The organism is Jiella pacifica (assembly GCF_010500815.1).
Classification (GTDB): Bacteria; Pseudomonadota; Alphaproteobacteria; order Rhizobiales; family Rhizobiaceae; genus Jiella; species Jiella pacifica.
The window spans coordinates 1-24,336 of sequence record NZ_JAAAMG010000012.1; the positions used below are offsets into that span (position 1 = coordinate 1).

24 protein-coding genes are annotated in these 24,336 nt (G+C 67.2%); 15 read left to right on the top strand and 9 right to left on the bottom strand.

Annotated features, from left to right (window positions below; genetic code table 11):
- Positions 1 to 352 precede the first annotated feature (352 nt).
- A complete protein-coding gene (locus GTK09_RS14910) occupies positions 353 to 2,659 on the bottom strand; it encodes an NADP-dependent malic enzyme (RefSeq protein ID WP_163463974.1) in 2,307 nt (768 codons plus the stop codon).
- 210 nt (positions 2,660 to 2,869) lie between these two features.
- Here GTK09_RS14910 and GTK09_RS14915 point away from each other — a divergent pair, with 210 nt between their 5' ends.
- A complete protein-coding gene (locus GTK09_RS14915) occupies positions 2,870 to 3,706 on the top strand; it encodes a UDP-2,3-diacylglucosamine diphosphatase (protein ID WP_163463975.1) in 837 nt (278 codons plus the stop codon).
- The gene (locus GTK09_RS14920; RefSeq protein ID WP_163463976.1) at positions 3,707 to 4,741 is read left to right on the top strand and encodes a glycosyltransferase family 4 protein; all 1,035 of its coding nucleotides are present in this window, start codon (positions 3,707 to 3,709) and stop codon (positions 4,739 to 4,741) included. It begins immediately after the preceding gene.
- A gap of 45 nt (positions 4,742 to 4,786) precedes the next feature.
- Here the strand turns inward: GTK09_RS14920 and GTK09_RS14925 are convergent, their stop codons facing one another.
- Complete coding sequence (locus GTK09_RS14925) at positions 4,787 to 6,127, bottom strand: DUF2252 family protein (RefSeq protein WP_163463977.1); 1,341 nt, start codon at positions 6,125 to 6,127, stop codon at positions 4,787 to 4,789.
- Positions 6,128 to 6,369: 242 nt separating this feature from the next.
- Here GTK09_RS14925 and GTK09_RS14930 point away from each other — a divergent pair, with 242 nt between their 5' ends.
- From GTK09_RS14930 to GTK09_RS14950, 5 genes are all read left to right on the top strand, one after another.
- Positions 6,370 to 6,981, top strand: coding sequence for a hypothetical protein (locus tag GTK09_RS14930; RefSeq protein ID WP_163463978.1), 612 nt, complete (start codon positions 6,370 to 6,372; stop codon positions 6,979 to 6,981).
- A 294-nt stretch (positions 6,982 to 7,275) separates the two neighbouring features.
- On the top strand, positions 7,276 to 7,428 hold the full coding sequence (locus GTK09_RS14935) for a hypothetical protein (protein WP_163463979.1): 153 nt from the start codon (positions 7,276 to 7,278) through the stop codon (positions 7,426 to 7,428).
- A 79-nt stretch (positions 7,429 to 7,507) separates the two neighbouring features.
- A complete protein-coding gene (locus tag GTK09_RS14940) occupies positions 7,508 to 7,834 on the top strand; it encodes a hypothetical protein (protein WP_163463980.1) in 327 nt (108 codons plus the stop codon).
- Positions 7,835 to 8,149: 315 nt separating this feature from the next.
- Complete coding sequence (locus tag GTK09_RS14945; protein WP_163463981.1) at positions 8,150 to 8,287, top strand: hypothetical protein; 138 nt, start codon at positions 8,150 to 8,152, stop codon at positions 8,285 to 8,287.
- Between the two features lie 67 nt (positions 8,288 to 8,354).
- Positions 8,355 to 8,840 carry a GNAT family N-acetyltransferase gene (locus GTK09_RS14950; RefSeq protein WP_246217927.1) on the top strand — a complete coding sequence of 162 codons (486 nt, stop codon included), beginning with the start codon at positions 8,355 to 8,357 and terminating at the stop codon, positions 8,838 to 8,840.
- Between the two features lie 203 nt (positions 8,841 to 9,043).
- Here the strand turns inward: GTK09_RS14950 and GTK09_RS14955 are convergent, their stop codons facing one another.
- On the bottom strand, positions 9,044 to 10,576 hold the full coding sequence (locus GTK09_RS14955; RefSeq protein ID WP_163463982.1) for a YifB family Mg chelatase-like AAA ATPase: 1,533 nt from the start codon (positions 10,574 to 10,576) through the stop codon (positions 9,044 to 9,046).
- A 322-nt stretch (positions 10,577 to 10,898) separates the two neighbouring features.
- On the opposite strand from GTK09_RS14955, the gene GTK09_RS14960 reads away from it, so the two are divergent.
- The 4 genes from GTK09_RS14960 to GTK09_RS14975 are packed head-to-tail and all read left to right on the top strand — an operon-like array spanning position 10,899 to position 14,193.
- Complete coding sequence (locus tag GTK09_RS14960) at positions 10,899 to 11,885, top strand: zinc-dependent alcohol dehydrogenase (protein WP_163463983.1); 987 nt, start codon at positions 10,899 to 10,901, stop codon at positions 11,883 to 11,885.
- A gap of 24 nt (positions 11,886 to 11,909) precedes the next feature.
- Positions 11,910 to 12,308, top strand: coding sequence for a 6-pyruvoyl trahydropterin synthase family protein (locus GTK09_RS14965; protein ID WP_163463984.1), 399 nt, complete (start codon positions 11,910 to 11,912; stop codon positions 12,306 to 12,308).
- Entirely contained in the window at positions 12,305 to 13,375 is a 1,071-nt protein-coding gene (locus GTK09_RS14970; RefSeq protein ID WP_312869888.1) for a glycosyltransferase, read from the top strand. Before GTK09_RS14965 ends, GTK09_RS14970 begins: the two co-directional genes overlap by 4 nt.
- A complete protein-coding gene (locus tag GTK09_RS14975) occupies positions 13,372 to 14,193 on the top strand; it encodes a class I SAM-dependent methyltransferase (RefSeq protein ID WP_163463985.1) in 822 nt (273 codons plus the stop codon). Before GTK09_RS14970 ends, GTK09_RS14975 begins: the two co-directional genes overlap by 4 nt.
- 10 nt (positions 14,194 to 14,203) lie before the next feature.
- On the opposite strand, the gene GTK09_RS14980 is transcribed toward GTK09_RS14975, so the two are convergent.
- The 6 genes from GTK09_RS14980 to GTK09_RS15005 all read right to left on the bottom strand — a co-directional run bounded on the left by GTK09_RS14980 (position 14,204) and on the right by GTK09_RS15005 (position 18,790).
- Positions 14,204 to 14,746: a cytochrome b gene (locus GTK09_RS14980; RefSeq protein ID WP_163463986.1), complete on the bottom strand. Its 543-nt coding sequence runs from the start codon at positions 14,744 to 14,746 to the stop codon at positions 14,204 to 14,206.
- A 71-nt stretch (positions 14,747 to 14,817) separates the two neighbouring features.
- Complete coding sequence (gene modC / locus GTK09_RS14985; protein ID WP_163463987.1) at positions 14,818 to 15,954, bottom strand: molybdenum ABC transporter ATP-binding protein; 1,137 nt, start codon at positions 15,952 to 15,954, stop codon at positions 14,818 to 14,820.
- Complete coding sequence (gene modB / locus GTK09_RS14990) at positions 15,951 to 16,622, bottom strand: molybdate ABC transporter permease subunit (RefSeq protein ID WP_163463988.1); 672 nt, start codon at positions 16,620 to 16,622, stop codon at positions 15,951 to 15,953. Before modB ends, modC begins: the two co-directional genes overlap by 4 nt.
- Before the next feature lie 10 nt (positions 16,623 to 16,632).
- Positions 16,633 to 17,388: a molybdate ABC transporter substrate-binding protein gene (gene modA, locus GTK09_RS14995; protein ID WP_163463989.1), complete on the bottom strand. Its 756-nt coding sequence runs from the start codon at positions 17,386 to 17,388 to the stop codon at positions 16,633 to 16,635.
- Between the two features lie 62 nt (positions 17,389 to 17,450).
- The gene (locus GTK09_RS15000) at positions 17,451 to 17,843 is read right to left on the bottom strand and encodes a winged helix-turn-helix domain-containing protein (protein ID WP_163463990.1); all 393 of its coding nucleotides are present in this window, start codon (positions 17,841 to 17,843) and stop codon (positions 17,451 to 17,453) included.
- The gene (locus GTK09_RS15005) at positions 17,840 to 18,790 is read right to left on the bottom strand and encodes a ribokinase (RefSeq protein WP_163463991.1); all 951 of its coding nucleotides are present in this window, start codon (positions 18,788 to 18,790) and stop codon (positions 17,840 to 17,842) included. Before GTK09_RS15005 ends, GTK09_RS15000 begins: the two co-directional genes overlap by 4 nt.
- Positions 18,791 to 19,346: 556 nt before the next feature.
- On the opposite strand from GTK09_RS15005, the gene GTK09_RS15010 reads away from it, so the two are divergent.
- The 4 genes from GTK09_RS15010 (at position 19,347) to GTK09_RS15025 (ending at position 24,333) form a co-directional block, all read left to right on the top strand.
- The gene (locus GTK09_RS15010) at positions 19,347 to 21,296 is read left to right on the top strand and encodes a methyl-accepting chemotaxis protein (RefSeq protein ID WP_163463992.1); all 1,950 of its coding nucleotides are present in this window, start codon (positions 19,347 to 19,349) and stop codon (positions 21,294 to 21,296) included.
- On the top strand, positions 21,296 to 21,610 hold the full coding sequence (locus GTK09_RS15015) for an STAS domain-containing protein (protein WP_163463993.1): 315 nt from the start codon (positions 21,296 to 21,298) through the stop codon (positions 21,608 to 21,610). The genes GTK09_RS15010 and GTK09_RS15015 overlap by 1 nt, the downstream gene beginning before the upstream one ends.
- Entirely contained in the window at positions 21,607 to 21,978 is a 372-nt protein-coding gene (locus GTK09_RS15020; protein ID WP_163463994.1) for a response regulator, read from the top strand. Before GTK09_RS15015 ends, GTK09_RS15020 begins: the two co-directional genes overlap by 4 nt.
- A gap of 81 nt (positions 21,979 to 22,059) precedes the next feature.
- Positions 22,060 to 24,333 (top strand): chemotaxis protein CheA, encoded by a 2,274-nt coding sequence (locus GTK09_RS15025; protein WP_163463995.1) that lies wholly within the window; start codon positions 22,060 to 22,062, stop codon positions 24,331 to 24,333.
- Positions 24,334 to 24,336: the final 3 nt, after the last annotated feature.

Sequence of the window (24,336 nt, forward strand, 5' to 3'; positions counted from 1 at the left end):
ACACTCAGGCGATGATGCGCAACCTTGGTGGCCGCATCACGCGGCCCTGCGGACTTCCTTGATGGTGACGGTCCCATGGTTCGGTCCTCCTTCCCAAAAATAGCATGGAAAGAAGATTAAGAGGACAGTTGAGCCGAGCGCAGCGAGGTTCAAACCTTGAGAATGGCCAGAGAGGGGTTTCACCGGTTCGGCTGTCGTGGCGGCGGCGGGTGGGCGCTGCGGGGCCTCTTGCAAAGTTTGCGGCGGCGGTGGCGGAGAGACCCCTCTCTGGCGATTTCTATCGTTTAGTCGCTTCGCGCCTAAGCCGATGAAATCGCTTTCTCTCCCGCAAGGGGAGAGAGGGGCAGCGGCGTCACCCCTCCAGCCCGATCGCCTGGGCCGTCGCGATGGCCGCCATGTTGACCACGCCGCGCGAGGTGACCGAGGGCGTCAGCACGTGGGCCGGCGAAGCGGCGCCGAGGAGGATGGGGCCGACATGCAGCGCGTCGGTCATCTGCTTGACGACGTTGAGGGTGATGTTGGCCGCGTCGAGGGTCGGGAAGATCAGGAGATTGGCTTCCCCCGTCAGCGTCGAGTCCGGCATGTTGCGCTTGCGGATGGCTTCCGACAGCGCAGAGTCGCCATGCATCTCGCCGTCGATCTCGAGATCCGGCATCGCCGCCTTCACCAGCTTCAGCGCCTTGCGCAGCTTGACCGTGTCCTCGGTGTCGTCGGTGCCGAAATTGGAGTGGGAGACGAAGGCGGCCTTCGGGTCGATGCCGAAGCGGCGCAGTTCGGCGGCGGCGAGGCGGGTCATCTCGGCGAGTTCCTCGGTGTTCGGATCGCGCTGGACATAGGTGTCGAGGAAGAACTTCGTCGCCCCTTGGGTGATCAACAGGCTCATGGCCGCGAGCTTCTTCACGTCCCGCCGCATGCCGATGACCTGGCTGATGTCGCGGACATGATGGGGGAAGCGGCCCTCCAGCCCGCAGATCAGCGAGTCGGCCTCGCCGCGCGAGACCGCGACCGCGCCGATGACGGTGGTGTTGGTGCGCACCACCGTGCGGGCGGTGTCGGGGCTGACGCCCTTGCGCCCGACCCTTTGGAAATAGTGGTCGACATAGTCGCGGTAACGCGGGTCGTCCTCGGGGTTGATCACCTCGAAGTCCTTGCCCGGGCGGATCTTGAGGCCGTAGCGTTCGAGCCGGGTTTCGAGGACGGCCGGACGGCCGATCAGGATCGGCACGCAGACCTCGTCCTCCATCAGCACCTGCGCGGCCCGCAGCACCCGCTCGTCCTCGCCATCGGCGAAGATCACCCGCTTGGCCGAGTTCCGGGCGATCTGGAAGATCGGCTTCATGATCATGCCGGAGCGGAAGACGAAGCGGCTCAGCTTTTCGACATAGGCCTGCATGTCCTCGATCGGCCGCGAGGCGACGCCGTCCTTTTCGGCGGCCCGCGCGACGGCCGGCGCGATCTTCAGGATCAGCCGCGGATCGAAGGGGGAGGGGATCAGATAGTCCGGCCCGAAGACCGGCGTCTCGGAGCCATAGGCCTTCGCCGCGACTTCCGAGACCTCTTCGCGGGCGAGCTCGGCGATGGCGTCGGTCGCCGCCTGCTTCATGCCCTCCGTGATGCCCGTCGCGCCGCAGTCGAGCGCGCCGCGGAAAATGAAGGGGAAGCACAGGACGTTGTTGACCTGGTTGGGGAAATCCGACCGGCCGGTGCAGATCATCGCGTCGGGGCGAACCTCTCTGGCGAGGTCCGGCATGATCTCGGGCACGGGATTGGCGAGCGCCAGGATCAGCGGCTTGTCGGCCATCTTCTTCAGATAGTCGGGCTTCAGGACGCCCGCCGCCGAGAGGCCGAGGAAGATGTCGGCGCCGTCCAGCGCCTCTTCCAGCGTCCGCATCTCGGTGTCGCGGGCATAGACGTCCTTCCAGCGGTCCATGGTGACGGTCCGGCCCTTGTAGACGAGGCCGTCCTTGTCGGTGACGAGGATGTTTTCGAGCTTCGCACCGAGGGAGACGAGGAGATTGAGGCAGGCGAGCGCTGCGGCGCCGGCGCCCGAGGCGACGATCTTTACCTCTTCGAGCTTCTTGCCGCCGAGGCGGAGCGCGTTGCGAACCGCGGCCGCGGCGATGATCGCCGTGCCGTGCTGGTCGTCGTGGAAGACCGGGATCGCCATTTCCTCGCGCAGCCGCGCCTCGATCTCGAAGCACTCCGGCGACTTGATGTCTTCCAGGTTGATGCCGCCGAAGGTCGGCTCCAGTGCCGCGACCACCTTGCAGAAATGGTCGATCTCGTAGGCGTCGACCTCAATGTCGAAGACGTCGATGTCGGCGAACTTCTTGAACAGGACCGCCTTGCCCTCCATCACCGGCTTGGAGGCGAGCGGCCCGATATTGCCGAGGCCGAGGACGGCGGTGCCGTTGGAGATCACCGCGACGAGATTGGCGCGGCTGGTGTAGTCCGCCGCGAGCGACGGATCCCGGGCGATTTCGAGGCAGGGAGCGGCGACGCCGGGCGAATAGGCCAGCGCCAGGTCGCGCTGATTGCCGAGCGGCTTGGTGGCCTGGATGGCGAGCTTGCCGGGTTTCGGATAGCGGTGGAAGAACAGCGCCTGCTCGTCCAGATCGCTCTTCTTGGGATCGCCTTCCGGGGATTGGTTGGTGCTCATCTCAGCCTCGGTGGTCTGTCGCGCGATGGGCCCGCGCCGCTCTCTGCCGCCCTCTTAGCCCCTCCTTCGACCGTCCGGCAAACCGCAATTGGCAAGCGGCGCCAATCGTGTCGCTCCGGTTTCCGGCCTCCCGCGTCACACGCCTGCAATGCGAATCAGCCATTGCTGACCAAACGGAGAGGCGGACAGACGTTGCGCGAGGCGGCAATCATGACGGACGAAGCAGCAACGCGGCATTTCCGGACGTTGTTCATTTCCGACATTCACCTCGGCGCCAAGTCGGCCCAGGCGGAAATGCTGATCGATTTCCTGCGCTTCCACGATGCGGAGAAGATCTATCTCGTCGGTGACATCGTCGATGGCTGGCGGCTGAAGCGATCCTGGAACTGGCCGCAGAGCCACAACGACGTCGTCCAGAAGCTTCTGCGCAAGGCCCGCAAGGGCGCGACGGTGATCTACATCCCCGGCAATCACGACGAATTCCTGCGCGATTTCACCGGCAGGCATTTCGGCGGCGTCGAGGTGAAACTCAACGACGTCCATGTCACCGCAGACGGCCGGCGGTTTCTCGTCATGCATGGCGACGAGTTCGACGTCGTGGTGCGCAACGCAAGGATCATCGCCTATCTCGGCGACTGGGCCTACGACGCGGCGATCGCCGTCAATCTGGTCTTCAACAAGATCCGCCGGCGGCTGGGCTTTCCCTACTGGTCGTTCTCGTCCTGGGCGAAGCTGAAGGTGAAGAACGCCGTCAACTTCATCGGCGCGTTCGAATCCGCGCTGGCCGAGGAAGCCAACCGGATGGGCTGCGACGGCGTCATCTGCGGCCACATCCATCACGCCCAACTGGCCGACTACGCGGACATCGCCTATATCAACACGGGCGACTGGGTCGAAAGCTGCACCGCAGTCGCCGAGCGCCACGACGGTTCCTTCGAGCTCATTCGCTGGAGCGAAGTCGTCAGGGCGCGCGCCCATGCGAAAGCGGCCCAGCCGCGCATCGTCTCGGAGCAGCGACCGGTGGTCCGCCCGACGGAGGCAGCCTGAATGCAGCGAATCCTGATCGTCACCGACGCCTGGCACCCACAGGTGAACGGCGTGGTCCGAACGATCGCCAGCCTCGTCGGCGAACTCTCGGACCGTGGCTTCGACGTCAAGGTCGTGACGCCGCAGGACTTCCGCACCATTCCCTGCCCGACCTATCCGGAGATCCGGCTGGCGCTGACGGGCACCGACGCCATGGCGCGGCTGATGGACGCCTTCCGGCCGGACGCGGTCCACATCGCGACGGAAGGCCCGCTCGGATTTGCCGCCCGCCGGGTCTGCCTGCGGCGCGGCCTCGGCTTCACGACGAGCCTCCACACCCGCTTTCCCGAGTATCTGCGCAAGCGCGCGCCGATCCCCGAGCGCTGGACCTACAACGTGCTGCGATGGTTCCACAATGCAGCGAGCTACTGCCTCGTGCCGACGGAATCGATGCGCCGCCAACTGGAGCCGATGGGCTTCAACAATCTCGTCACCTGGACCCGCGGCATCGATCGCCACATCTTCCGGCCGAGCGAGCCGATCCGTCTCGATCTGCCGCGGCCGATCTTCCTGACCGTGTCGCGGCTTGCGCCGGAGAAGAACGTCGAAGGTTTCCTCGACCTCGACCTGCCCGGCTCGAAGCTCGTGGTCGGCGACGGCCCGTCGATGGCGGGTCTCCTCGCCCGCTATCCGGAGGTCCATTTCGCCGGCCTGCAGACCGGCGACGCTTTGGCGCGCTACTATTCCTCGGCCGACGTCTTCGTCTTTCCCTCCAAGACCGACACCTTCGGCAACGTCATCATCGAGGCGCTCGCCTGCGGCGTGCCCATCGCTGCCTTTCCCGAGCCCGGCCCGAACGACGTCATCGCCGATTCCGGCGCCGGCGCGATTTCGAGGGACCTGCGCGAGGCGTGCCTCGCGGCCCTTTCGATCGATCGGGAGACGGCATTCCGGCGGTCCTTCGCCTATAATTGGGAAGCCTGCGCCGAGATCTTCCTCGATCACACCTTCGGTGCGGCGGGTATCCCGCACCGGCGCGATCCGCTCGCCGCCTGAACGACCGCTCCCGGGCGACCGGGTGGCGGCGCGGCGGCGGATCGGTCAGGCGTCCAGCATGGACCGCAGCAGCGCGTGGTCGGCGACGACCTGCCGCGAATAGGCCCGGGACGTCTCGATCAAGACATCACCGGAATCCTCGATCCGCGCGGCAATCGCCGTTTCGAAGGCGTTGGAGCGATGGTCGGTGCGGCAATGGGCAAGGGCGAGGGCTTGGCCGCAGGCCTCGACATACTGGCGTAGCCGCTTGCCCGGCGCGTCGGCGAGGCAGATCTCCTCGGGATCGAGACTGTAGCGGGCATGGTGGCGCGAGCGGACCAGCCATTGCGAGCCGTTCCAGGCGACCTCGTCGAGCAGGAGATCCGGCTCGCGCTGCATCAGCCGCTGCAGGTCGACGGTGAGGTGGGCGGGCGACAGCCGGTTGCGCGGGTCGATGTCGGCAAAGTGTCGGAGCGGGGCGGCGGGACGCTGCTGCTTGACTTCGACGATGTGGCACATCGGCAATTCCGCAAAGGTCGAGGCGCCGGTCGGCCCGACCAGCAGATAGTAGCGCTCGACATTGACCGAGCCGGTCCCGGCGCCGAGGCGTTCGACGATGTCGAGGATCTCGTCGTCGACATAGGGGCGGAACTCGGAGCGGATGCTCGCTGCGCTGGACGCGTCGAGGCGGCGGTAGCGGCCGGGACGATCGCGAAAGCGCAGCCCGTCCTCCGCCACGGCGACGGCCTTGCCGAGGGTGCTCTTGGTCTGAAAGTTCTTGCCACCGATCGATCGCTTGCGGGCCTTCTTCAAGCCCTTGTGCAGCACGTGATCCTTCGGGAAGCCTGATTTCACCGTGCGCCGCCGTGCCGGATCCTCGGCGACCGCCTCCGCCATTTCGCGGTAAGCCTCCAGGAAGGCGCGGGCCGCCGTCTCCTGCTCTTCTTCGGACGGGGCCTTCAGGCCGGAGAGATCGTCGATCTCGCTGGTCTCGTATCGGCCGTCGAGAATGCCATGGGCGAAGTCCGAGGCGAGGAAGATGCTGGCCAGAAAGCGCGTCAGATCCCAGGCGGCGTGGCCGATGCACGCATCGTCGAAATCGTTCGGCACGAAAACGACGAGATTGCCGTGGGACCCCTTTTCGGTGACGAAGCCGAAATTTGCCATGTGGCAGTCGCCGACGACGGCGGTCGGCTTGACCCACTCGGTAATGCCGGCGGGCAAAAGGAGAACGCCCTCCTTCAGGTCGGTGTAGAAGATCTGGGCGGAACCGCGATAGAAGTGAAACGGGTTCGACGCCATCTTGCGATGCTTGCGTCCCGGCGTGTCCCGGCCGGGGCGGACGCCGTCCACCCGTTCCAACTCGTCGGCGATCAGTCTCGCACGTCGTTCATCGGTGTGTTCCATCGCCTGGAGGTAGGCTGCATCTGCCCTGGCGGCAAGGAGAGGATGCGGCGCCTGGTCCGGGGCGGCAGCGATGGTCAGCCCCTCTCAAGCGAAGCTTCCCATATTGCGGTCGCATCGCCGCCAAAGCGAGCCGATCGGGCGGCGCTGATCGGTGGATTGCGGGGCACGGCGCGGCGCGGCATGCGGCAGCGAGCGGGCTATCCGCGACGCCAGTTCGCACGGCAGAAGACGGGAGGAGACTGATGACAGGCGCGTTCAAACGGATCGTGCTGGGTTTGCTGGTGGCGGTTCTGGCCGTCGCGGCAGGCATCGTCGCCGCTGGCGCCCAGGCCGAAGCGCCGCGTGGCTGGGCCGCGGGGCCGGAAGAAGACGCGGTGATCGAGATCGGCCAGCGCTTCGACTGCGCCGGTCCCGGTTGCCCGGAAGACCTTTCCTGCCTCTATGCGCTGACGCCGACGCGCCCACCGGGCTCCTGGCCGATCGACACCGCCTTCATGCTCGACAAGGAACGCATGCCCTGGGCGGACGTCGAGGGGTGGCTGTTCGAGAAGGCCAAGGCCCTGCGGCCGAACCTCGCCTACGACCCGCTGGTGCGCCCCAGCAACTTCACGGCGCGCACGGAACCAAAGGCCGTCGAACTGCAGGGCGGGGAGTACGTGGTCCGCGACTATCGCTTCCTGGCCAAGCGCGGGAGCCTCGATCTCACCACCTATATGTGGAGCGTCAAGGGGCGCCTTCGGATCACTTTCTGCCTTCGTCCGGCAGCAGAGGCCTCCCTGCGCCCGACAGCGCCGGCGGTCGAGGCGCTGCTCGCCGATCTGCGGCGGAAGGATGCGCAGGAGGGCAGCCAGTAGGCAGCGGATCGCCTGTCACCCAGGGCTCTCCGGTCAGCCCGTCGCCTGTTCCCTGCGAACGAGCCGCATGGCGGTCGCGGCCTTTTCCTCTGCCGACGACGCGGCTGTCGGATCGTTCGGCGGGCCGGGGCTGCGGCCGCATTCCCCACGGACGTCGCCGCAGTTCCAATCGGAAGAGCGAGCAGGTTTCCCGCGCCCCGTGACCGATCACGTCTTTCTGTAGCAACTCTCCGCCCCTTCTCTCGTTCGCCGTGACAGGCCAAGTGCAGAAGGGACGAGATGCAGATGCGGTGGATGAAGCTCAAACTCGTGATCGTGGCGGCCGGACTCGCGCCGATCCTCGGCGGGTGCGTCGGAACGGAGGGGACGGCAGTGCGTGAGCGGGCCTCCCTCGCAGATCGCGATACGCCATCCAGCGGTCTCGTGCCCGGCCAGTTGCCGGATTGAACCGCACTGTGCGCCAACGCCCTTCGCGTGTTTCATCGCGTTTGGCGCGGAACGCGGAGCAAAGAGAAGGAGCCACGACATGATCTGGAAGATTGCAGGACTGGCGGCCGCCTTGGGCGCTTCGATGCTGCCGCAGACGTCCTCGGTCCTTGCCCAGGACTATGGATCCCGTGCCGACCGGCCGGGCATCATCCTTTCGAACCGTGAGCGACGCGTCGCCTATCCCGTGCGCCTGCCCGACGGGCGGGTTGTCCAACGGGCCGGAAGCGGCGGCATCCCCTGGCTCTTCGGCCTCGGGGACGTCTATGGCCAGCCTTCGGCCGCGCCACTTGTCAACGGCGCGACGCCCTCCGTCCTCGCATCGACGCCGTCGGGGGGAATCGTGCCGGGACAGGAACCGCGTTGACGACGCGAAATGCTCGCGGCCGCGGCCTGGTGCAGGCGTTTAGTCGCTCTTCTCGGCTGCGATTGCTCGGCCATGCCACGGTGCAGGGCGCAGGAGATCGCGAAGGATGCGGCGTGCCGGCGAGGTGGGCGGCGCGCCTCGTCGCCGCTTTCGCGGGGCGAAGATGGCCGAGGCCGCGCCTTTCATCCGCCCCGGCCGGGCTGAGCCAAGCGACTTAGGCCGCGGCCACCGTTCCGCCGGAGTTGGGTGCTGGTGATGGGCCAGCACTTCTCCAGGGTGCCGTTGCCTTCGTCCTCAAACCAGGAATTTCCCGCCTTGAACCGTCGCATTCCCCTCGCCGCCGCCCTGGCGCTTCTCGTTCTCGTTTCCGCCTGTGCTTCCAAGCCGGTCAACGATCCCGGTCGAAAATGGGCCAAGCAGGCCGAGATGGTCGACAATTCGCTTTTTCAGTGAGGCTTTTCGGCCTGGCGGTTGAAGACCTTCGCCCGGCCATGCGAGACAGAGCAACCAGAAAGGCCCCTTGCCACAGCCTGATGGGAAATACGCTTTGTCCGACCTCTCGCTCCGCCCCAACACGCCATTCGATCTCCGGCCGCTCGAGCGGCTCCTGGCCGAGAAGGCCGATCTGGCATTGGTCAATCCGAGCGCCAAGCATCCGTTCGATCCCCTGGAATGGCAAGAGAAATGGCTGAACGAGCCGGACGACATGTCGTTCTACCTGGTCGACGCGTCCGGTCGGGAGGTCGGCTTCTTCGCACTGCGGATCGGCATCGGACCCGAGGTGCGCCACCTCGTCTACGTCTTCGTCGAAGAGGCTGCGCGCGGCGGTGCCGGCAAGCAACTCGCGGCCCATGCGGAAGCGGCGGCGAAGCAGCTTGGCGCGATATCCGTCACGCTCAAGGTCGAACTCGACAATGAGCCGGCGCTGGCCCTCTACGAGGCCGCCGGATACGAGGAACTCGGCCGCTCCAACGGCATGGCGACCATGCACCGGGACCTGGATTGAGACGACGAGCGGGCGCTATCGAGCTTTCGAGGTCAGTCGACACCGCGGCGGAACAGACCGGATGCTGAGAGGCATCGGAGAAGGTCCCCGAAATTGAGTCTCGGATCCGCACGGCGATTCTCGTGGAGCCTCCGGCTTTGGCACCGAGCATCGCGGTCGCTTCGATGGGCGGACGCGTCGGTGCCCTTGCCCATCCGTCCCATTCAGGCGGCCGCGGCGAGCCGTTCGCCCGCCACCCGGTAGGAGATCGCCTCGGCAAGATGGACGCGCTGGACGCTGCCGGCCTGATCGAGATCGGCGAGGGTGCGGGCCACCTTGAGAATGCGGTGATAGGCTCTCGCCGAGAACTTCATCTGTTCGGCCGCGTCATGAAGAAGCTGGGTCCCCGGCCGGTCGACCGAGGCAACGTCCTCGATCATGCTGGCCGAACAATGGGCGTTCAACGTTTCGGCCGGCAGGCCGAGGGCGGAAAATCGCTCGGCCTGTCGCTGGCGAGCCGCGACGACGCGGGCAAGCACCGCCGAGGACGGCTCGGCCGGGGCGGGTCGGATCAGGTCCGACGCCGTCACAGCGGGAACCTCCACCCGCAGATCGATCCGGTCGAGCAAGGGGCCGGAGATGCGCGACTGGTATTCCCCTGCGCAGCGCGCGCCGCGGGGACAGAGGTAGCCCGGCTCACCGGCCATGCCGCAGCGACAGGGGTTCATCGCCGCAATCAGCTGGAATTTGGCGGGATATGTGACGCGGTGATTGGCCCGGGCGATGACGCTCTCGCCGCCTTCCAGCGGTTGGCGGAGGGAATCGAGCACGATCGGCGAAAATTCCGGCAATTCGTCGAGAAACAGAACGCCGCGATGGGCGAGCGAGACTTCGCCCGGCCGCGCACGCAACCCACCGCCGACCATCGCCGCCATCGAGGCCGAATGATGCGGGCTGCGGAACGGCCGGCGGTCGGAAAGCTTGCCGCCGCTCAACTCGCCGGCGATCGAGGCGATCATCGACACCTCCAGGAGTTCGCGCGGCGCAAGGGGCGGCAGGATGGAGGGAAGCCGCTGGGCGAGCATCGACTTGCCCGAACCGGGAGGGCCGACCATCAACAGGTTGTGGCCGCCGGCCGCGGCGATCTCGAGCGCCCGCTTGGCGACGATCTGGCCCTTGATCTCCGCCATGTCCGCCAGATTGGCCGGCGCCGAACGGATCGCCGGCTCGGGACGCGCGATCACCTGGGTGCCGCGGAAGTGATTGGCGATCTGGATCAGGCTGCGGGCGGCGACGATCGGCATCTCGGCGCTCGCCCAGGCCGCTTCGGGCCCGCATTCGGCCGGACAGATCAGCCCCATTTCGAGCGTGTTGGCGCGCATCGCCGCCGGCAGCACGCCGGCCACCGGCGTAATCATCCCGTCGAGCGAGAGTTCGCCGAGAACGCAGTAACCGGCCAGCGTGTCGGACGGGACCGCACCGAGCGCCACCATCAGCCCGAGGGCGATCGGCAGGTCGTAATGACTGCCCTCCTTCGGCAGGTCCGCCGGCGCGAGATTGACCGTCACCTTCTTCGGCGGCATCGACAGGCCGGAGGCGTGGAGGGCCGCCTGCACCCGCTCCCGGCTTTCGGCCACCGCCTTGTCCGGCAGGCCGACGATCTGGATCCCGACCTTGCCCGGCGCCACCATGACCTGGACGTCGACCGGCACCGCCTCGATGCCGTGGAAGGCGACCGTCTTGACGCGGGATACCATGGGCCTGCCTCCTATGACGATCGGATCGCCGACGTTCAGAGGTTGTCGTCACTGAAGATGCATCTCACCATATCATTCAGGATAAAACAAGAACTTTCGACGAACAAAAAGCGCTTGTCGTGCGGCTTTCTCCATGCCACGGTCGAACGATCGGCATTGGCCTTGAAGGGAACGAAGAGGAAGGCAGGTAGAGGATCGACGCGGCCCCGGCCCGGAACGGCGGGTCGAGCCAAGTAGACCCGGGTGCGAGCGTATCGGGCGTTCGCAGGGAAGCTTTCTGCAGGTGCCGGATCGGCATGTTGCCATCGTAAGGAGCCTGCGCATGGCGGGAGAGGACGGGCGCACCCCGGCGCAAGCGCTTTGGATCGTCGGGGAGAACCGGGCCGAGCGGCGTGCCGAGGCGTCTCTGCCCGCCGGGCCGGGCGAGGTGACGGTCGCTTCCGCTTTCGGGGCGATCAGCCGGGGCACGGAGGCCCTCGTTGCCGCCGGCGCCGTGCCGCGGAGCGAATGGGAGCGGATGCGCGCGCCGTTCCAGGAGGGGGCGTTCCCCTTCCCGGTAAAGTATGGCTACGCCACGGTCGGGCGGATCGTCGGCGGAGATGTCGCGCGGCACGGCGCGTGGGTGTTCTGTCTGCATCCCCATCAGGATCGCTTCGTCGTCCCCGGTGAAGCGGCGGTGCCGGTGCCGGCGGATGTGCCCGTAGCCCGCGCGGTCCTGGCGGCCAACATGGAAACCGCGCTCAACGTCGTCTGGGACGCCGGCATCCTGCCGGGCGACAAGGTGGCGGTGATCGGTGGCGGGGTCGTCGGGCTTCTCGTCGCCTATCTCGCGGGATCGATCCCCGGCACGGAGACGACGGCGGTCGACGTCAATGCGGAGCGGGCGGCCGTTGCCGCGGCGCTCGGGATCGTCTTTGCGGCGCCCGGCGACGCGCCGGTGGAATGCGACGTGGTGGTGCACGCTTCTGCAAGCGAGGCGGGGCTTGCCAGCGCCATCGCCGCCGCCGGCTTCGAGGCGCGGATCGTCGAGGCCAGTTGGTATGGCGAAAGGACGCCGAAGATCCCCCTTGGCGGTGCCTTCCACAGCCGGCGCCTGTCGCTCGTCGCCTCGCAGGTCGGCAGCGTTCCGGCGAGCCGGGCCGGGCGTTGGACCAACCGGCGGCGGCTCGAGACGGCGCTCCGCCTGCTCGCCGATCCGCGGCTCGACGCGTTGTTCTCGGCCGAGACGGGTTTCGCGGAACTCGCTGTGCGCTATGTCGACATTCTCGCAGATCCGGCAACTCTCTGCCATCGGATCCGCTACGACTGACGAAGACCGACGAGAGGAATGCCGATGTATGCCGTCGAGGTCCGCGACCACATGATGATCGCCCACAGTCTGCCGCGGCCGGTCTTCGGGCCCGCGCAGAAGATGCACGGCGCGACCTTCGTGGTCGACGCGGCGTTTTTTGCCGAAGAACTCGACGAAGACGGTCTCGCGGTCGACATCGGCCTGGCGAGTGCGCTGCTAAAGGCGGTGCTCGAACCGCTGAACTATCAGAATCTCGACGAGCTCGCGGTGTTTCACGGCAAGATCACCACCACGGAATTCCTCGCTAGATATCTGTTCGACCGGCTGGCCGAAGAGATCGCGGCTGGCGCCTTGGGGGTGGGCGGCGGGCGCATCTGCCGCCTGAAGGTCAGCCTGGAGGAATCCCACGTCGCGCGCGGCTGGTACGAGGGTGCGCTGTGAGCCGACGCCGGCTGGTCTTCGCGATCCCCGGGGATCTCGCGACGCCGAGCGGCGGTTATGGCTATGACCGGCGGCTGATGGCCGAGTTGCGCCGGCTCGGCTGGGACGTCGAGCATCTGCGTCTGCCGGAGGGGTTTCCACGCCCGAGTCCCGCCGAACTCGCTCAGACCGAGGCGGCATTCGCCGGGATCCCGGATGGCGGTCTCGTCCTCGTCGACGGCTTGGCCTTCGGCGCCATGCCGCAGGTCGCCGAGAGGCAGGCGCGGCGGCTGCGGCTTGCAGCGCTCGTCCATCATCCGCTGTTCCTCGAAACCGGCCTCGATGCGGCGGCGCGCGATGCGTTGGAAGCGAGCGAGCGACGAGCGCTCGGCGCGGCCGAGGCGGTCGTCGTGACGAGCCCGGCGACGGCCGAGGCCGTGTCGTCTTCATTCGCCGTGCCGGCCGAACGGCTGACGGTCGCCCTGCCGGGGACGGACAAGCCGGATGCCTCGCCGCGGCCGCTCGACAGGCGGAGCGAGGAACCGCCGACGATCCTGTCGATCGGCACGCTCATTCCCCGCAAGGACCACGCGACGCTGGTTGCGAGCCTCGCAAAGATCGCCGATCTTGCCTGGCGGTGCCGGATCGTCGGCAGCATGAGCGCCGATCCCGACACCGCGGAAGCCTTGCGCCGGCAGATCGAAACGCTCGGCCTCTCCGGGCGGATCGAGCTCACCGGTGCCATGGCCGATGTCGCCGCCGAGTATCCGAAGGCCGATCTCTTCGTCCTCGCCAGCCGCTACGAGGGCTACGGCATGGTTTTCGCCGAGGCGCTGGCCCATGGCCTGCCGATCGTCTTCTGCTCGGCGGGCGCGCCGCGCGACTTCATCCCTGAGGCCGCAGGGCGGCGCTTCGAGCCGGGGGATGCCGAAGGGCTTGCCGCGTCCCTCCGCTCGCTCCTCGGCGACGGCGAGGCACGGACCCGTGCCGCGCAGGCGGCACGTTCGGCGGGGCAGGCGTTGCCCGGCTGGGACGAGACGGCACGGATCGTCGCGGATGCACTGTCGCGCCTGGAGGTGGCGCGATGAGCGGATTTCAGCCGTCCTGGCTCGCCTTGCGGGAGCCGGCCGATCGTCGCGCCCGCGATGCGGGGCTGATGCACAAGGCGGCCGAATGGCTCGCAAAATCGGGTTCGGTGCACGTCGTCGTTGATCTCGGCTGCGGTGCCGGCTCGACGCTCGCGGCGATGGACCCCATCCTGCGCGCCGCCGGCTGCAACGCCCACTGGCGCCTGGTCGACGACGACCCGGCCCTGCTTGCCCTTGCGGCGGAACGGGCGGCGAGGCTCGGCGCCGATGCAAAGACATGCCGTGCCGATCTTTCCGACGCCGCCGGGGCTGCGATCGGAAACGCCCGGCTGGTGACGGCCTCGGCCCTGTTCGACCTCGCCTCGCGCGACTTCGTCGTGGCACTCGCAGACGCAATCGCGGGCGCCGGCGCCGCCCTTTATGCCGGCCTCAGCTACGACGGCTCGACGACGTTCCAGCCGTCCCACCCCCTCGACGGCATCGTCGTCGCGGGGTTCAACCGCCATCAGTTGCGGCCGAAGGGGCTTGGCACCGGTCCCTCGCTCGGCCCGGGCGCCGCGCGGATGCTGGCCAAGGAGATGCAGGCGCGGGGCTACGGCGTCGAACTCGCCGAGAGCCCGTGGCTGCTTGGTCCCGACGATCGTGCGCTTGCCGTCGAGCACGTCACGGGCATGGCGGAGGCGGTCGGCGAACTTGCCGTCCTCGATCCGGCGGAGCTCGACGCGTGGAAGACGTTTCGGCTCGAAACCGCCGGCGATGGCCGCGCGATGGTCGGCCACCTCGATCTCCTGGCGCTTCCCGGTTCCGCTGACGACTGACCGGTTCGCCTCAGAGCATGCGATGCAAGGTGGCGTCGCGGCGGACGACGTGGTGGTGCAGGACGCCGGCGAAATGCAGGCAGAACAGCACGAGGATCGACCAGCCGAGGAAGACGTGGACGCTCATCAGGTTCGGCGCGAGATCGGATTTGCCGATCGGGCTCCAGACGGTGACGAGGCCGAACCAGTCGAGCGGGAAGCCGAAGGCGTTGGTGGCGAGGAAGCCGAAGATCGGCTGCAGGAGGAGCGCGCCGTAAAGCAGCCAGTGGACGATGGCGGCGACGCGCTTCTGCAGGAGGGGCATCTCGACCTCGGGCGGCGGCGGAACGATCAGCCGCACTGCGAGCCGCGCCAGCATCATCCAGAGGATCACGAAGCCGAAGGATTCGTGGACGAGGTAAAAGCCCATCTTCGCCTCGTCCTTGACGAAGTGGATGACGAAGCCGACCGGCCAGACGACGAGGACGAGGAGCGCGACGAGCCAATGCAAGACACGCGCCACCGGCCGGTATCGCGGAACGTCGGTAACATGACTTTCGGTCAGGCTCGACATGGGACAACCTCCATCGACGCGTCGTGCCCGCCAATAGCGGCAATTGCCGCAGCGGCAAAGCCCTGATGACCTCAGCGTGATCGCGGCATCGCCGAGGTTGCGAGCGAAACCGACTTGATCTGGGCATGCAGCCGGTCGCCGGGGGCGAGGGAGAGCCGGGCCGCGGATCTTCGGGTGACCTTTGCCATGAAGGTCAGGTCCGGCGCTCCGTCGACGGCGAGGAGGATGGCGAGGTCGGCGCGGCCGCCCGGCTCGATGGCGAGAATCTCGACACGCAGGATGTTGAGGATGGTCGAAACGGCGAGCGGAGCACGGGCGAGGCTGACGTCGCTGGCGACGATTCTCAGCCGGCGTTCGAGCCCGATCTCCTCCGGCCCGCTGCCGTCGACGAAGACCCGCTGGCCGCCGAGATCGAGTTCGGCGAGCCCGTCCTCTTCGGAAAAGCTCACCACCCGCGCCGGCAGGACGGCCGCCGCGCGCGGATCGCGCACGAGGCCGAGGCCGATGTCGGTCAAAGCGGCGTTGAGCGGGCCGCTCGCCCGAACGTGTCCGTCTGCGATGACGACGATCCGATCGGCAAGGCGCTCGATCTCCGCAAGGTCGTGGCTGACATAGAGGATCGGCAGGTCGAGGCTGGCCGCGAGCCGTTCGAGGAAGGGAAGGATCTCGTCCTTTGCCCGGTGATCGAGGCCGGAAAGCGGCTCGTCCATCAACAAAAGCCGCGGTCGCGACAGGATCGCGCGGCCGATCGCGACGCGCTGTCGCTCGCCGCCGGAAAGGTCGGCGATGGCCCGGGACATCAGCCTGTCGAGGGACAGAAGGTCGATCACCTGCCGGCGCATCGCGGCATCGACGCCGCCGGTGCTGCGCCGCGCCCCATAGACCAGATTGCAGTCCACCGTCAGATGCGAAAACAGGCTCGCCTCCTGGAAGACGTAGCCGAGCGCGCGGCGGTGGGTCGGCAGGAAGTGCGATCCGTCCTGCCAGGTCTGGCCGGCGACGAGAACCCGGCCATCAAGGCGGGTGAGGCCGGCGATCGCCCTGAGGATCGAGGTCTTGCCGGAACCCGACGGGCCGAAGAGCGCCGTGACCCCGCGGGCGGGCGCGGCGAAGGCGGCATCGATGGTGAAGTCGCCGCGCCGGCCCGCCAGCGCGACGTCGAGACCGCCCGGCTCTGCGTCCGCCGAAAGGCTCTTGCCCCTCGTCATGGGCGGATCTCCCCGAGCCGGCGGCCGATCCGCGACATCGCCAGGATCACCAGGAAGGAGAAGACCAGCATGCCGCCGGCGACGATATGGGCGTCGGCGAAGCGCAGCTGCTCGACATAGTCGAAGATCGCGATGGACAGGACCCGCGTCTCGCCGGAAATGTTGCCGCCGATCATCAGGACCACCCCGAATTCGCCGACGGTATGGGCGAAGCCCAGCACCGTGCCGGTGAGAAAACCGGAGCGGGCGAGCGGAATGGCGACGGTGAAGAAGCGATCGAGCGGCGAGGCCCGCAGCGTCGCCGCGACCTCGAGGGGCCGGTCGCCGACCATCTCGAAGGCATTGCGGATCGGCTGGACGACGAAGGGCAGGGAATAGACGACGGAGCCGATGACGAGGCCTTGAAACGAGAAGGCGAGGGACCGCAGACCGAACAGGCCACCGAGCCCGGATGGGCCGAGGCCGATCAACAAATAGAAGCCCAGCACAGTCGGCGGCATGACCAGCGGCAAGGCGACGATGGTGCCGACCATGTCGGAGAAGAGCGAGCGGGAGCGGGCGAGCCACCAGGCAAGCGGCGTTCCGAGGACGAGCAGCACCAGCGTCGTGACGGTGGCGAGTTCCAGGGTTAGTGTCAGCGCGGAGAAGATGTCGCCCGTGTCGATCATCGAGGCCGTTTCATCCACCGGCCGCGTAGCCGTATTTCTCGATGATCTTCCCGGCCTCCGGACCCTTGAGGAAGTCGAGGAACGCCTTGGCTGCGGCGCTGGATGCCCCGGTGTTCAGGAGGACGGCATCCTGGCGGATGGGGGCATGGTCCTCGGGCGGAACGACCCAGCGGGAGCCGCCCTTCGTCGTGGCGATCTGCGACAATGCGACGAAGCCGAGTTCGGCATTGCCCGTCGCCACGAACTGGAAGGTCTGGGCGATGCTGTTGCCCTGCACGATGCGGCTGGCGAGATCGTCGTAGACGCCGAGATTCCGCATGGTCTCGACCGCCGCCGCGCCATAGGGCGCCGTCTTCGGATTGGCGATGGCGATCTTGTCGAAGCCGCCGGCCGTCAGGGCGTCGGGGCCGGTGACGAGGTTCGGATCGGCGCTGTAGAGGACCAGCGTTCCGATCGCATAGGTGAAGACGCTACCCTCCACCGCCAAGCCTTCCGTCACGGCGCGGCGCGGTCGCTCGTCGTCGGCCGCGAGCAGCACTTCGTAAGGGGCGCCCTGGCCGATCTGGGCGTAGAGCGCGCCCGTCGAGCCGAAGCTGAGTTCCGCCGTGTCGCCGGTCTTCTCGGCAAAGGCCGCGGCGATCGCCTTGGCCGGTTCGGTGAAGTTGGCGGCAACCGCCACGACGGTCGTCGCCGCTGCTGCATGGCCGGCGGATGCGAGGAAGCCGAGGGCGGCGGCGAGAGCCAGCAGTGGGAGGGGGCGTTGCATGGGAGATCTCCGATATGTTTCTCAGAACATATCGCTTCGTCGCGTCGGTCAAGTGCCGGCCACTATTTTCTACCGGCTTCGTCGAGTGGGCTTTCGGAGACCGCATCGGGCGTCGCCAAAAGAGCTCGCAGCGCCGTGATCTCGCCGGCGACGGCGGCCTCGGCGCGGCTCTCCACCCGCCGATAGCTCGCGAGCACGGCTTCTCCGGCCGGCGTCAGACAGGCGCCGCCGCCGCTGCTGCCGCCCCGCGCGGAGGCGACGAGCGGCTCGCGGAAGCCGCGGTTCATCTCCTCCACCAAGCTCCAGGCGCGCTTGTAGCTCATCTTGAGGCGGCGGCCGGCGGCGGCGATGGAGCCCGTCTCGGCGATGGTTTCGAGCAGCCGCGCCTTGCCCGGCCCGATGCTGCAGTCCGGGCTGAGGCGCAGCCGCAGATGGGCGACGGCGGGAAGGCTCACCGGTTCGCCAGCGCCGCTTCGATCTCGGCCCTGGACGGCATGGCCGTCTGGGCCCCGACCTTCCGGCAGGCGAGCGAGGCGCCGACCGCGGCGCGCCGCGCCGCCTCCGCGACCGACAGTCCCTCGGCAAGGCCGCTGGCGAAGACGCCGACGAAGGTGTCGCCCGCCCCGGTGGTGTCGACGACATCGACCGGCAGCGCCGCAACATGCGTCGTCTCGCCGCTGCCGTCGGCGATCAGCACGCCTTCGGCGCCAAGCGTGGCGATCACGGTGATGGCGAAGCGCCGCGCCAGCTGATCGGCCGTCGCGGCAGGAGTATCGCCCAAAGACCGCGAAATATTGGCGGCGGAAGAAAGTTCGCTCTCGTTGACGATCAGAACGGTGCTGGCGGCAAGAATTTCGGCAAGTTCATCTTGCCTCAGATCGGCCGGCACCGGCGCGAGATTGACCACGACGCGCCCGCCCGCCGCGGTCATCCGCCTCGCGGCCGCCAGGTTTTCGCCGCGGCGGATCTCCATCTGCAGGACGAGAACCGCCGCCTTTCGAAACAGCGAGGGGTCGACGGCGGCGGCACCCGCTTCGAGATTGGCGCCGCTCGCGACGGTGATGGCGTTCTCGCCCTCGTCGTCGATGGCGATGAAGGCGCAGCCGGTGCGCTCGCCGGCGGTGGCGAGATTGGTCGTGTCGATGCCCTCGTCGTCGAGGCTGCGCCGCGCGCCGCGCCCCAGATCGTCATCTCCGACCGCGCCGGCAATGGCGACGGGAAGGGCCGAGGAACGCCGGGCTGCGACCGCCTGGTTCGCCCCCTTGCCGCCATAGAGCTGTTCGTAGCGCGCCGAAAGCACGGTCTCCCCCGGCCGGGCGATGGCGGGGACCCGGCAGACGAGATCGACGTTCACGGAGCCGAAAACGAAGACGACCGGCCGCTCAATTCCTGTCTCGGGCATCGTTCCTGCCATCCTCTGCTGCATCCTGCAGCGACCGTTTCTCCATCATTCTTCTGCCGGTCACAAGTGGCCGAGCAAGGCTCGCACAGGCCGGAAGGCTTTCTGTCGTCATGCGCATTTCGAACGGCCGACCGGTCCGGCCCGGTCGGAAGGCGTGGCCGTACCGGGCGACAGGGATGAACTTCCGAGTATTACGTAAGTGACCTTGATGTTCTTGCAGGTTGCCGGTGCGCGTCCCATCCACCTTCAAACATCCGGGGGCGCGATAAAGAATTGATTAGGAGCTTGTCGCTAGTTTGGCGTCGACAGTCACGGGTGCTGAGCAGTCGAAGCACGCGACGGTCAAGGGGATCGAGGACAAACGCCCATCTTCCCACGCTGACGCAATCGTTCGCTGCGCCGATCCTGATCATGATGGTCGTGGGCGCTCCGATCCGGTGGAGCATCGGCGCGGTGGAATCCGTCGTCCTCGTCAAGGACCAGCGGATCGCCGTCACGCCGCATGTCGTGGTCGTCGGTCATGCCGAGTGAATCAGGCTGTTAGGGCAGAGTTTCGATGAATTTTTCGATCACCAAGAAATTGTGGGCACTGATCGCAGTGGCAGCCTTCGTCAGCGGCCTTGCGATGTCGCTGCAGCTCTATTCGCTGCACCAGACCATCTGGAAGGACCGCAAGGCCCTGATCGTCTCCCAGGTGGACAGCGCGATCTCCATGCTCTCGGGCTTCCAGGCGCGGGTCGAGACGGGCGAATTGTCGCTGCAGCAGGCCCAGGACCGAGCGCGCGAGGCAGCCCTTCCGATCCGCTTCGGCGAGAACGACTATCTGTTCTTCATGGACGGCGACGGCAAGCGCGTCATGCATCCCGATCCGAAGCTGATGGGCACGGATGCCTTCACCTCGAAGGACCCGACCGGCCGCTACTATAACCGGGAAATGGTCGAGAACGCCCACAAGGGCGGTGGCTTCACGCCGTATTATCGCCCCCGTCTCCAGGGCTCGGACGAACTGGCGCAGAAGCTCTCCTATGCGCAGCTTTTCGCGCCGTGGGATTGGACGATTGCGGCGGGGCTCTACGTCGACGATCTCCAGACGCAGTTCATGGACGAGGTCTACAGGGCACTTCTTTGGGCGGGCCTTCTCTTCGTCGTGCTGATCGCCTGCGCCGTTCCGCTCGCCCGCTCCATCTCGCAGCCGATCAATGCCATGACCGCGGCCATGCGCCGCCTCGCCTCCGGCGACAAGTCGGTGGAGGTTCCTGCCACGGGCCGGCACGACGAGATCGGCGAAATGGCCGGCGCGGTGCAGATCTTCAAGGAACAGGCGATCGCACGCGATCGGCTGGAGAGGGAAGCCGAAGCTGCCCGAATCTCCGAAGCTGCCGCCAAGCAGCGCCAGGCCGATCTTGAAAGCGCCAAGGCGGAAGATCTCAGATCCTTCATGGGCGTCGTCGACGCCGGTTTCGACCGGCTCTCCTCGGGCGACCTGACGGTGCGGATGACGGGCACCGTGGCGCCGGAATTCGAGCCGATTCGTGCGAAGTTCAATGCCTCGGTCGAGGAGCTGGAAGCCGCGATCGCTCGGGTCATCGGCACCGTCGGCACGATCCGCACGGGCCTCTCCGAGATCACCGTCGCCTCCAACGATCTTGCCCAGCGCACCGAGCAGCAGGCGGCGAATCTCGAGGAGACCGTCGCGGCGCTGAGCCAGGTGTCGAGCGCGGTCAATCAGACGGCCGACGGAGCAAGCGAAGCGCGCAAGAGCGCCGAGTCGGCCCGCAAGAAAGCCGAGCGCGGTGGTGAGATCGTCGCCGAGGCGGTTTCGGCGATGAATGCGATCGAGGGTTCGTCCCAGCAGATTTCGCAGATCATCGGGGTGATCGACGAGATCGCCTTCCAGACCAATCTCCTCGCCTTGAATGCCGGCGTCGAAGCCGCCCGGGCCGGCGAGGCCGGCAAGGGCTTTGCCGTGGTCGCCCAGGAAGTGCGGGCGCTGGCCCAGCGTTCGGCCGAAGCCGCCAAGGAGATCAAGGGTCTGATCACCGCGTCCTCCGAGCAGGTGGAAAAGGGTGTCGAACTGGTGTCGGCGTCGGGCAAGTCGCTGGACGAGATCGTCGCCGAGGTGGCCGGCATGGCCGAGGTAGTCGCCAGGATCGCCGAATCGGCCCGTGAACAGGCGACGAGCCTGCGCGAGGTCTCCGGCGCCGCCGACCAGATGGACAAGGTGACCCAGCAGAACGCCGCGATGGTCGAACAGTCGACCGCGGCCGCCCAGACGCTCTCGACGGAGACCGACGGCCTCGCCGAGGCGGTGGCGCGGTTCAGGACGACCGGCGGCAAGAGCGCCGCTGCGATGACGGCCAGACCTCACGCCGCCGCGCCGAAGGCGCACAGGCCGGTCGCCAAGGCCGCGCCGCGCGCCGTGCCGCAGATGAAGTCGACGGGAACGGGCGGCGCCGCACGGGCTCACGATACCAACGCATCGGCTCAAAGCTGGGAGGAATTCTGATGGCCCGCAAGTCGACCAAGACGAGCTCTGCCGAAGGCACGGTCTACGCCTTGCCGGAAGTGCTCGACCTCAAGGCGGCGACCCCGCTCGCCGAGAAACTGATGTCGCTGCGCGGGCAGAACATCGTCCTTGACGCCTCCAAGGTGGAGCGCCTCGGCACCCAGTGCGTGCAGATCCTCATCGCTGCCGCTGCCACCTGGAAAGACGAGATGGCGGCCTTCAGCATCGCCGAACCATCCGATTCGTTCACCTCCGGCCTGCAGGTCCTGGGCCTCACGCCCCAGGCCATTCTCGAGAAGGAAGTAGCTCAATGAAACGCACCATTCTCACCATCGACGACTCGCGCACGATGCGCGAGATGTTGAAGGTCACGCTGGCGTCGTCCGGTTTCACGGTCGTCCAGGCCGAGGATGGCCAGCACGGCATCGAAGTGCTCGAGGGCATGGAGATCGAGCCGGACGTCATCATCACCGACATCAACATGCCTCGCAAGGACGGCTTCCAGTTCATCGAGGAAGTCCGCGCCGATGCCAGCCGCCGCGCCATTCCGATCCTCGTCCTGACGACCGAGAGCGACGCGGAGAAGAAGCAGCGTGCCCGGCTCGCCGGTGCGACGGGCTGGATCGTCAAACCGTTCGATCCGACCAAGCTGGTGGACGCGATCAACCGCGTCGCCGCCTGACGACGATCGGCCGGAAGGCGCAGGGCTCGAGGAAACATGCCGGCTTCGACGCGCCGGATCGAGGGTGGAAAGAGATAGACCATGGACGCAATGGCCGAAATCCGGCAAACCTTCTTCGAGGAATGCGCCGAGCAGTTGGCGGAACTCGAAGCAGGACTTCTGGCGATCGAGAACGGCGAGGCGGATTCCGACACCGTCAATGCCGTGTTCCGCGCCGTTCACTCGATCAAGGGCGGGGCAGGCGCGTTCTGCCTCGACGATCTGGTCCATTTTGCCCATGTCTTCGAGACGACCCTCGACGAGATGCGTACCGGCCGTCTCGACTCCTCCGAGAAGGTCGTCAAGATCATGCTACGGTCGGCCGATGCCCTGGCCGATCTCGTGACTGCGGCACGTGACGGCGGCACCGCCGACGCCGAACGCAATGCGGGGCTGATCGACGAACTGAAGGGACTCGTCGCCCTCGCCAAGGGGGAGGAGCCGCCGGCACCGACGGCCGCCGCCAGTGGTGGCTCCACCGACGGTCCGGTCTATGACGACGGCATGGGCGACTTCGACTTCACGCCCGTCGCGGTCGATATCAGCGACCTCATGGGCATCGGTGGCGACAACAAGTTCCGCATCGTCTTCAAGCCGTCGCCGCGCATGTATGCCAAGGCGAATGAGGCCAACCGGGTCTTGCGCGACGTCTACGCCCTCGGCGAGGCGAAGGTTTCCTGCAATACCTCCGAGGTGCCGCTTCTGACGGCGATCGATCCCGAGGGGGCCTATCTCACCTTCACGATCGAACTGTCGACTGCCGAGCCGGAGGAGAAGGTCCGCGAGGTCTTCGAGTTCGTCGAGTTCGACTGCGACCTTTCGATCGAGGCCGTCCTGGACGAGCCGGACGGAGACATCGAAGCCGACGACCCCGACATCGCAGAAATCCTCGCCCGCATCAGGGCGGCACCGGACGGCGAGCCGGCTCCCGAACCGGCGCACGAGCCCGACGAAGAGGCTCCGGTTGCGGCCAAGGCAAGCCAGCCCGAGCCGGAGCATGCGAAGGCCGCTCCCAAGCCGGCCGCTCCGCCCGCTCCGAGCGCACCCGCCGCAGCCAAGGCCGATGCCGGTGGTGACGGCAAGGGTGGCGCCAGCGCCGGCGGCGCCGCACAGACGATCCGCGTCGACCTCGAGCGCGTCGACCGGCTGATCGACCTCGTCGGCGAGCTGGTGATCCACCAGGTCATGCTGTCCCAGCGCGCTTATCAGGCCGGCCTCGCCAGGGCCTCGGACGTCGCTGTCGGCTTCGACGAGCTGGAGCAGCTCACCCGCGAGATCCAGGACTCGGTCATGGCGATCCGCGCGCAGCCGGTGAAGTCGGTGTTCCAGCGCCTGCCGCGCCTCGTCCGCGAAGTCGCCGACATCTCCGGCAAGCAGGTGCGTCTCGTCACGGAAGGCGAGTGGACGGAAGTCGACAAGACCGTCATCGAACGGCTCGCCGATCCGCTCACCCACATGATCCGCAACGCCATCGACCACGGCCTCGAAAAGCCCGCCGACCGCCTCGCGGCCGGCAAGCCCGAGGAGGGCGTCGTCCGCGTCGCGGCGATGCACCGCTCCGGCCGCATCGTGATCGAGATCTCCGACGACGGCGCGGGCATCAACCGCAAGCGCGTCAAGGAGACCGCCATCAAGAAAGGACTCGTCCCGGCCGAGGCGAATCTGTCCGACGAGGAGACCGACAATCTGATCTTCCTGCCGGGCTTCTCGACTGCCGACAAGATCTCCTCGCTGTCCGGCCGCGGCGTCGGCATGGACGTCGTCAAGCGCTCGATCCAGGCGCTCGGGGGCCGGGTGTCGATCACCTCGCGGCCCGGCAAGGGCTCGACCTTCACCATGAGCCTGCCGCTGACGCTGGCGGTCCTCGACGGGATGATCGTCTCCGTCGGTGATCAGACCGTGGTGGTGCCGTTGACGGCGATCATCGAGACGCTGCAGCCGAAGGCGAGCGAGGTGAAGAGCTTTGGCGGCGATGCCCGGCTGGTGCAGGTCCGCGACACCTTCATGCCGCTGGTCGACGTCGCTCGCGAGCTCGGCTATTCGCACGATCTGGCAAGCGCCACGGGTGGCGTCGCCATCCTGGTCGAGGCCGAAAACGGTGCGCGCTCGGCGCTTCTCGTCGACGGCATCCAGGGTCAGCGCCAGGTGGTGATCAAGAGCCTCGAAGCCAATTACGGCCGGGTTCCCGGAATTGCCGCGGCGACGATCCTCGGCGACGGACGGGTGGCTCTCATCCTCGACGTCGACGCAGTGGTCGCGACGTCGCGCGTCGAAGGCAATTTCTTCAACAGTGGCATGAAGCACGCAGCGGAGTAAGCA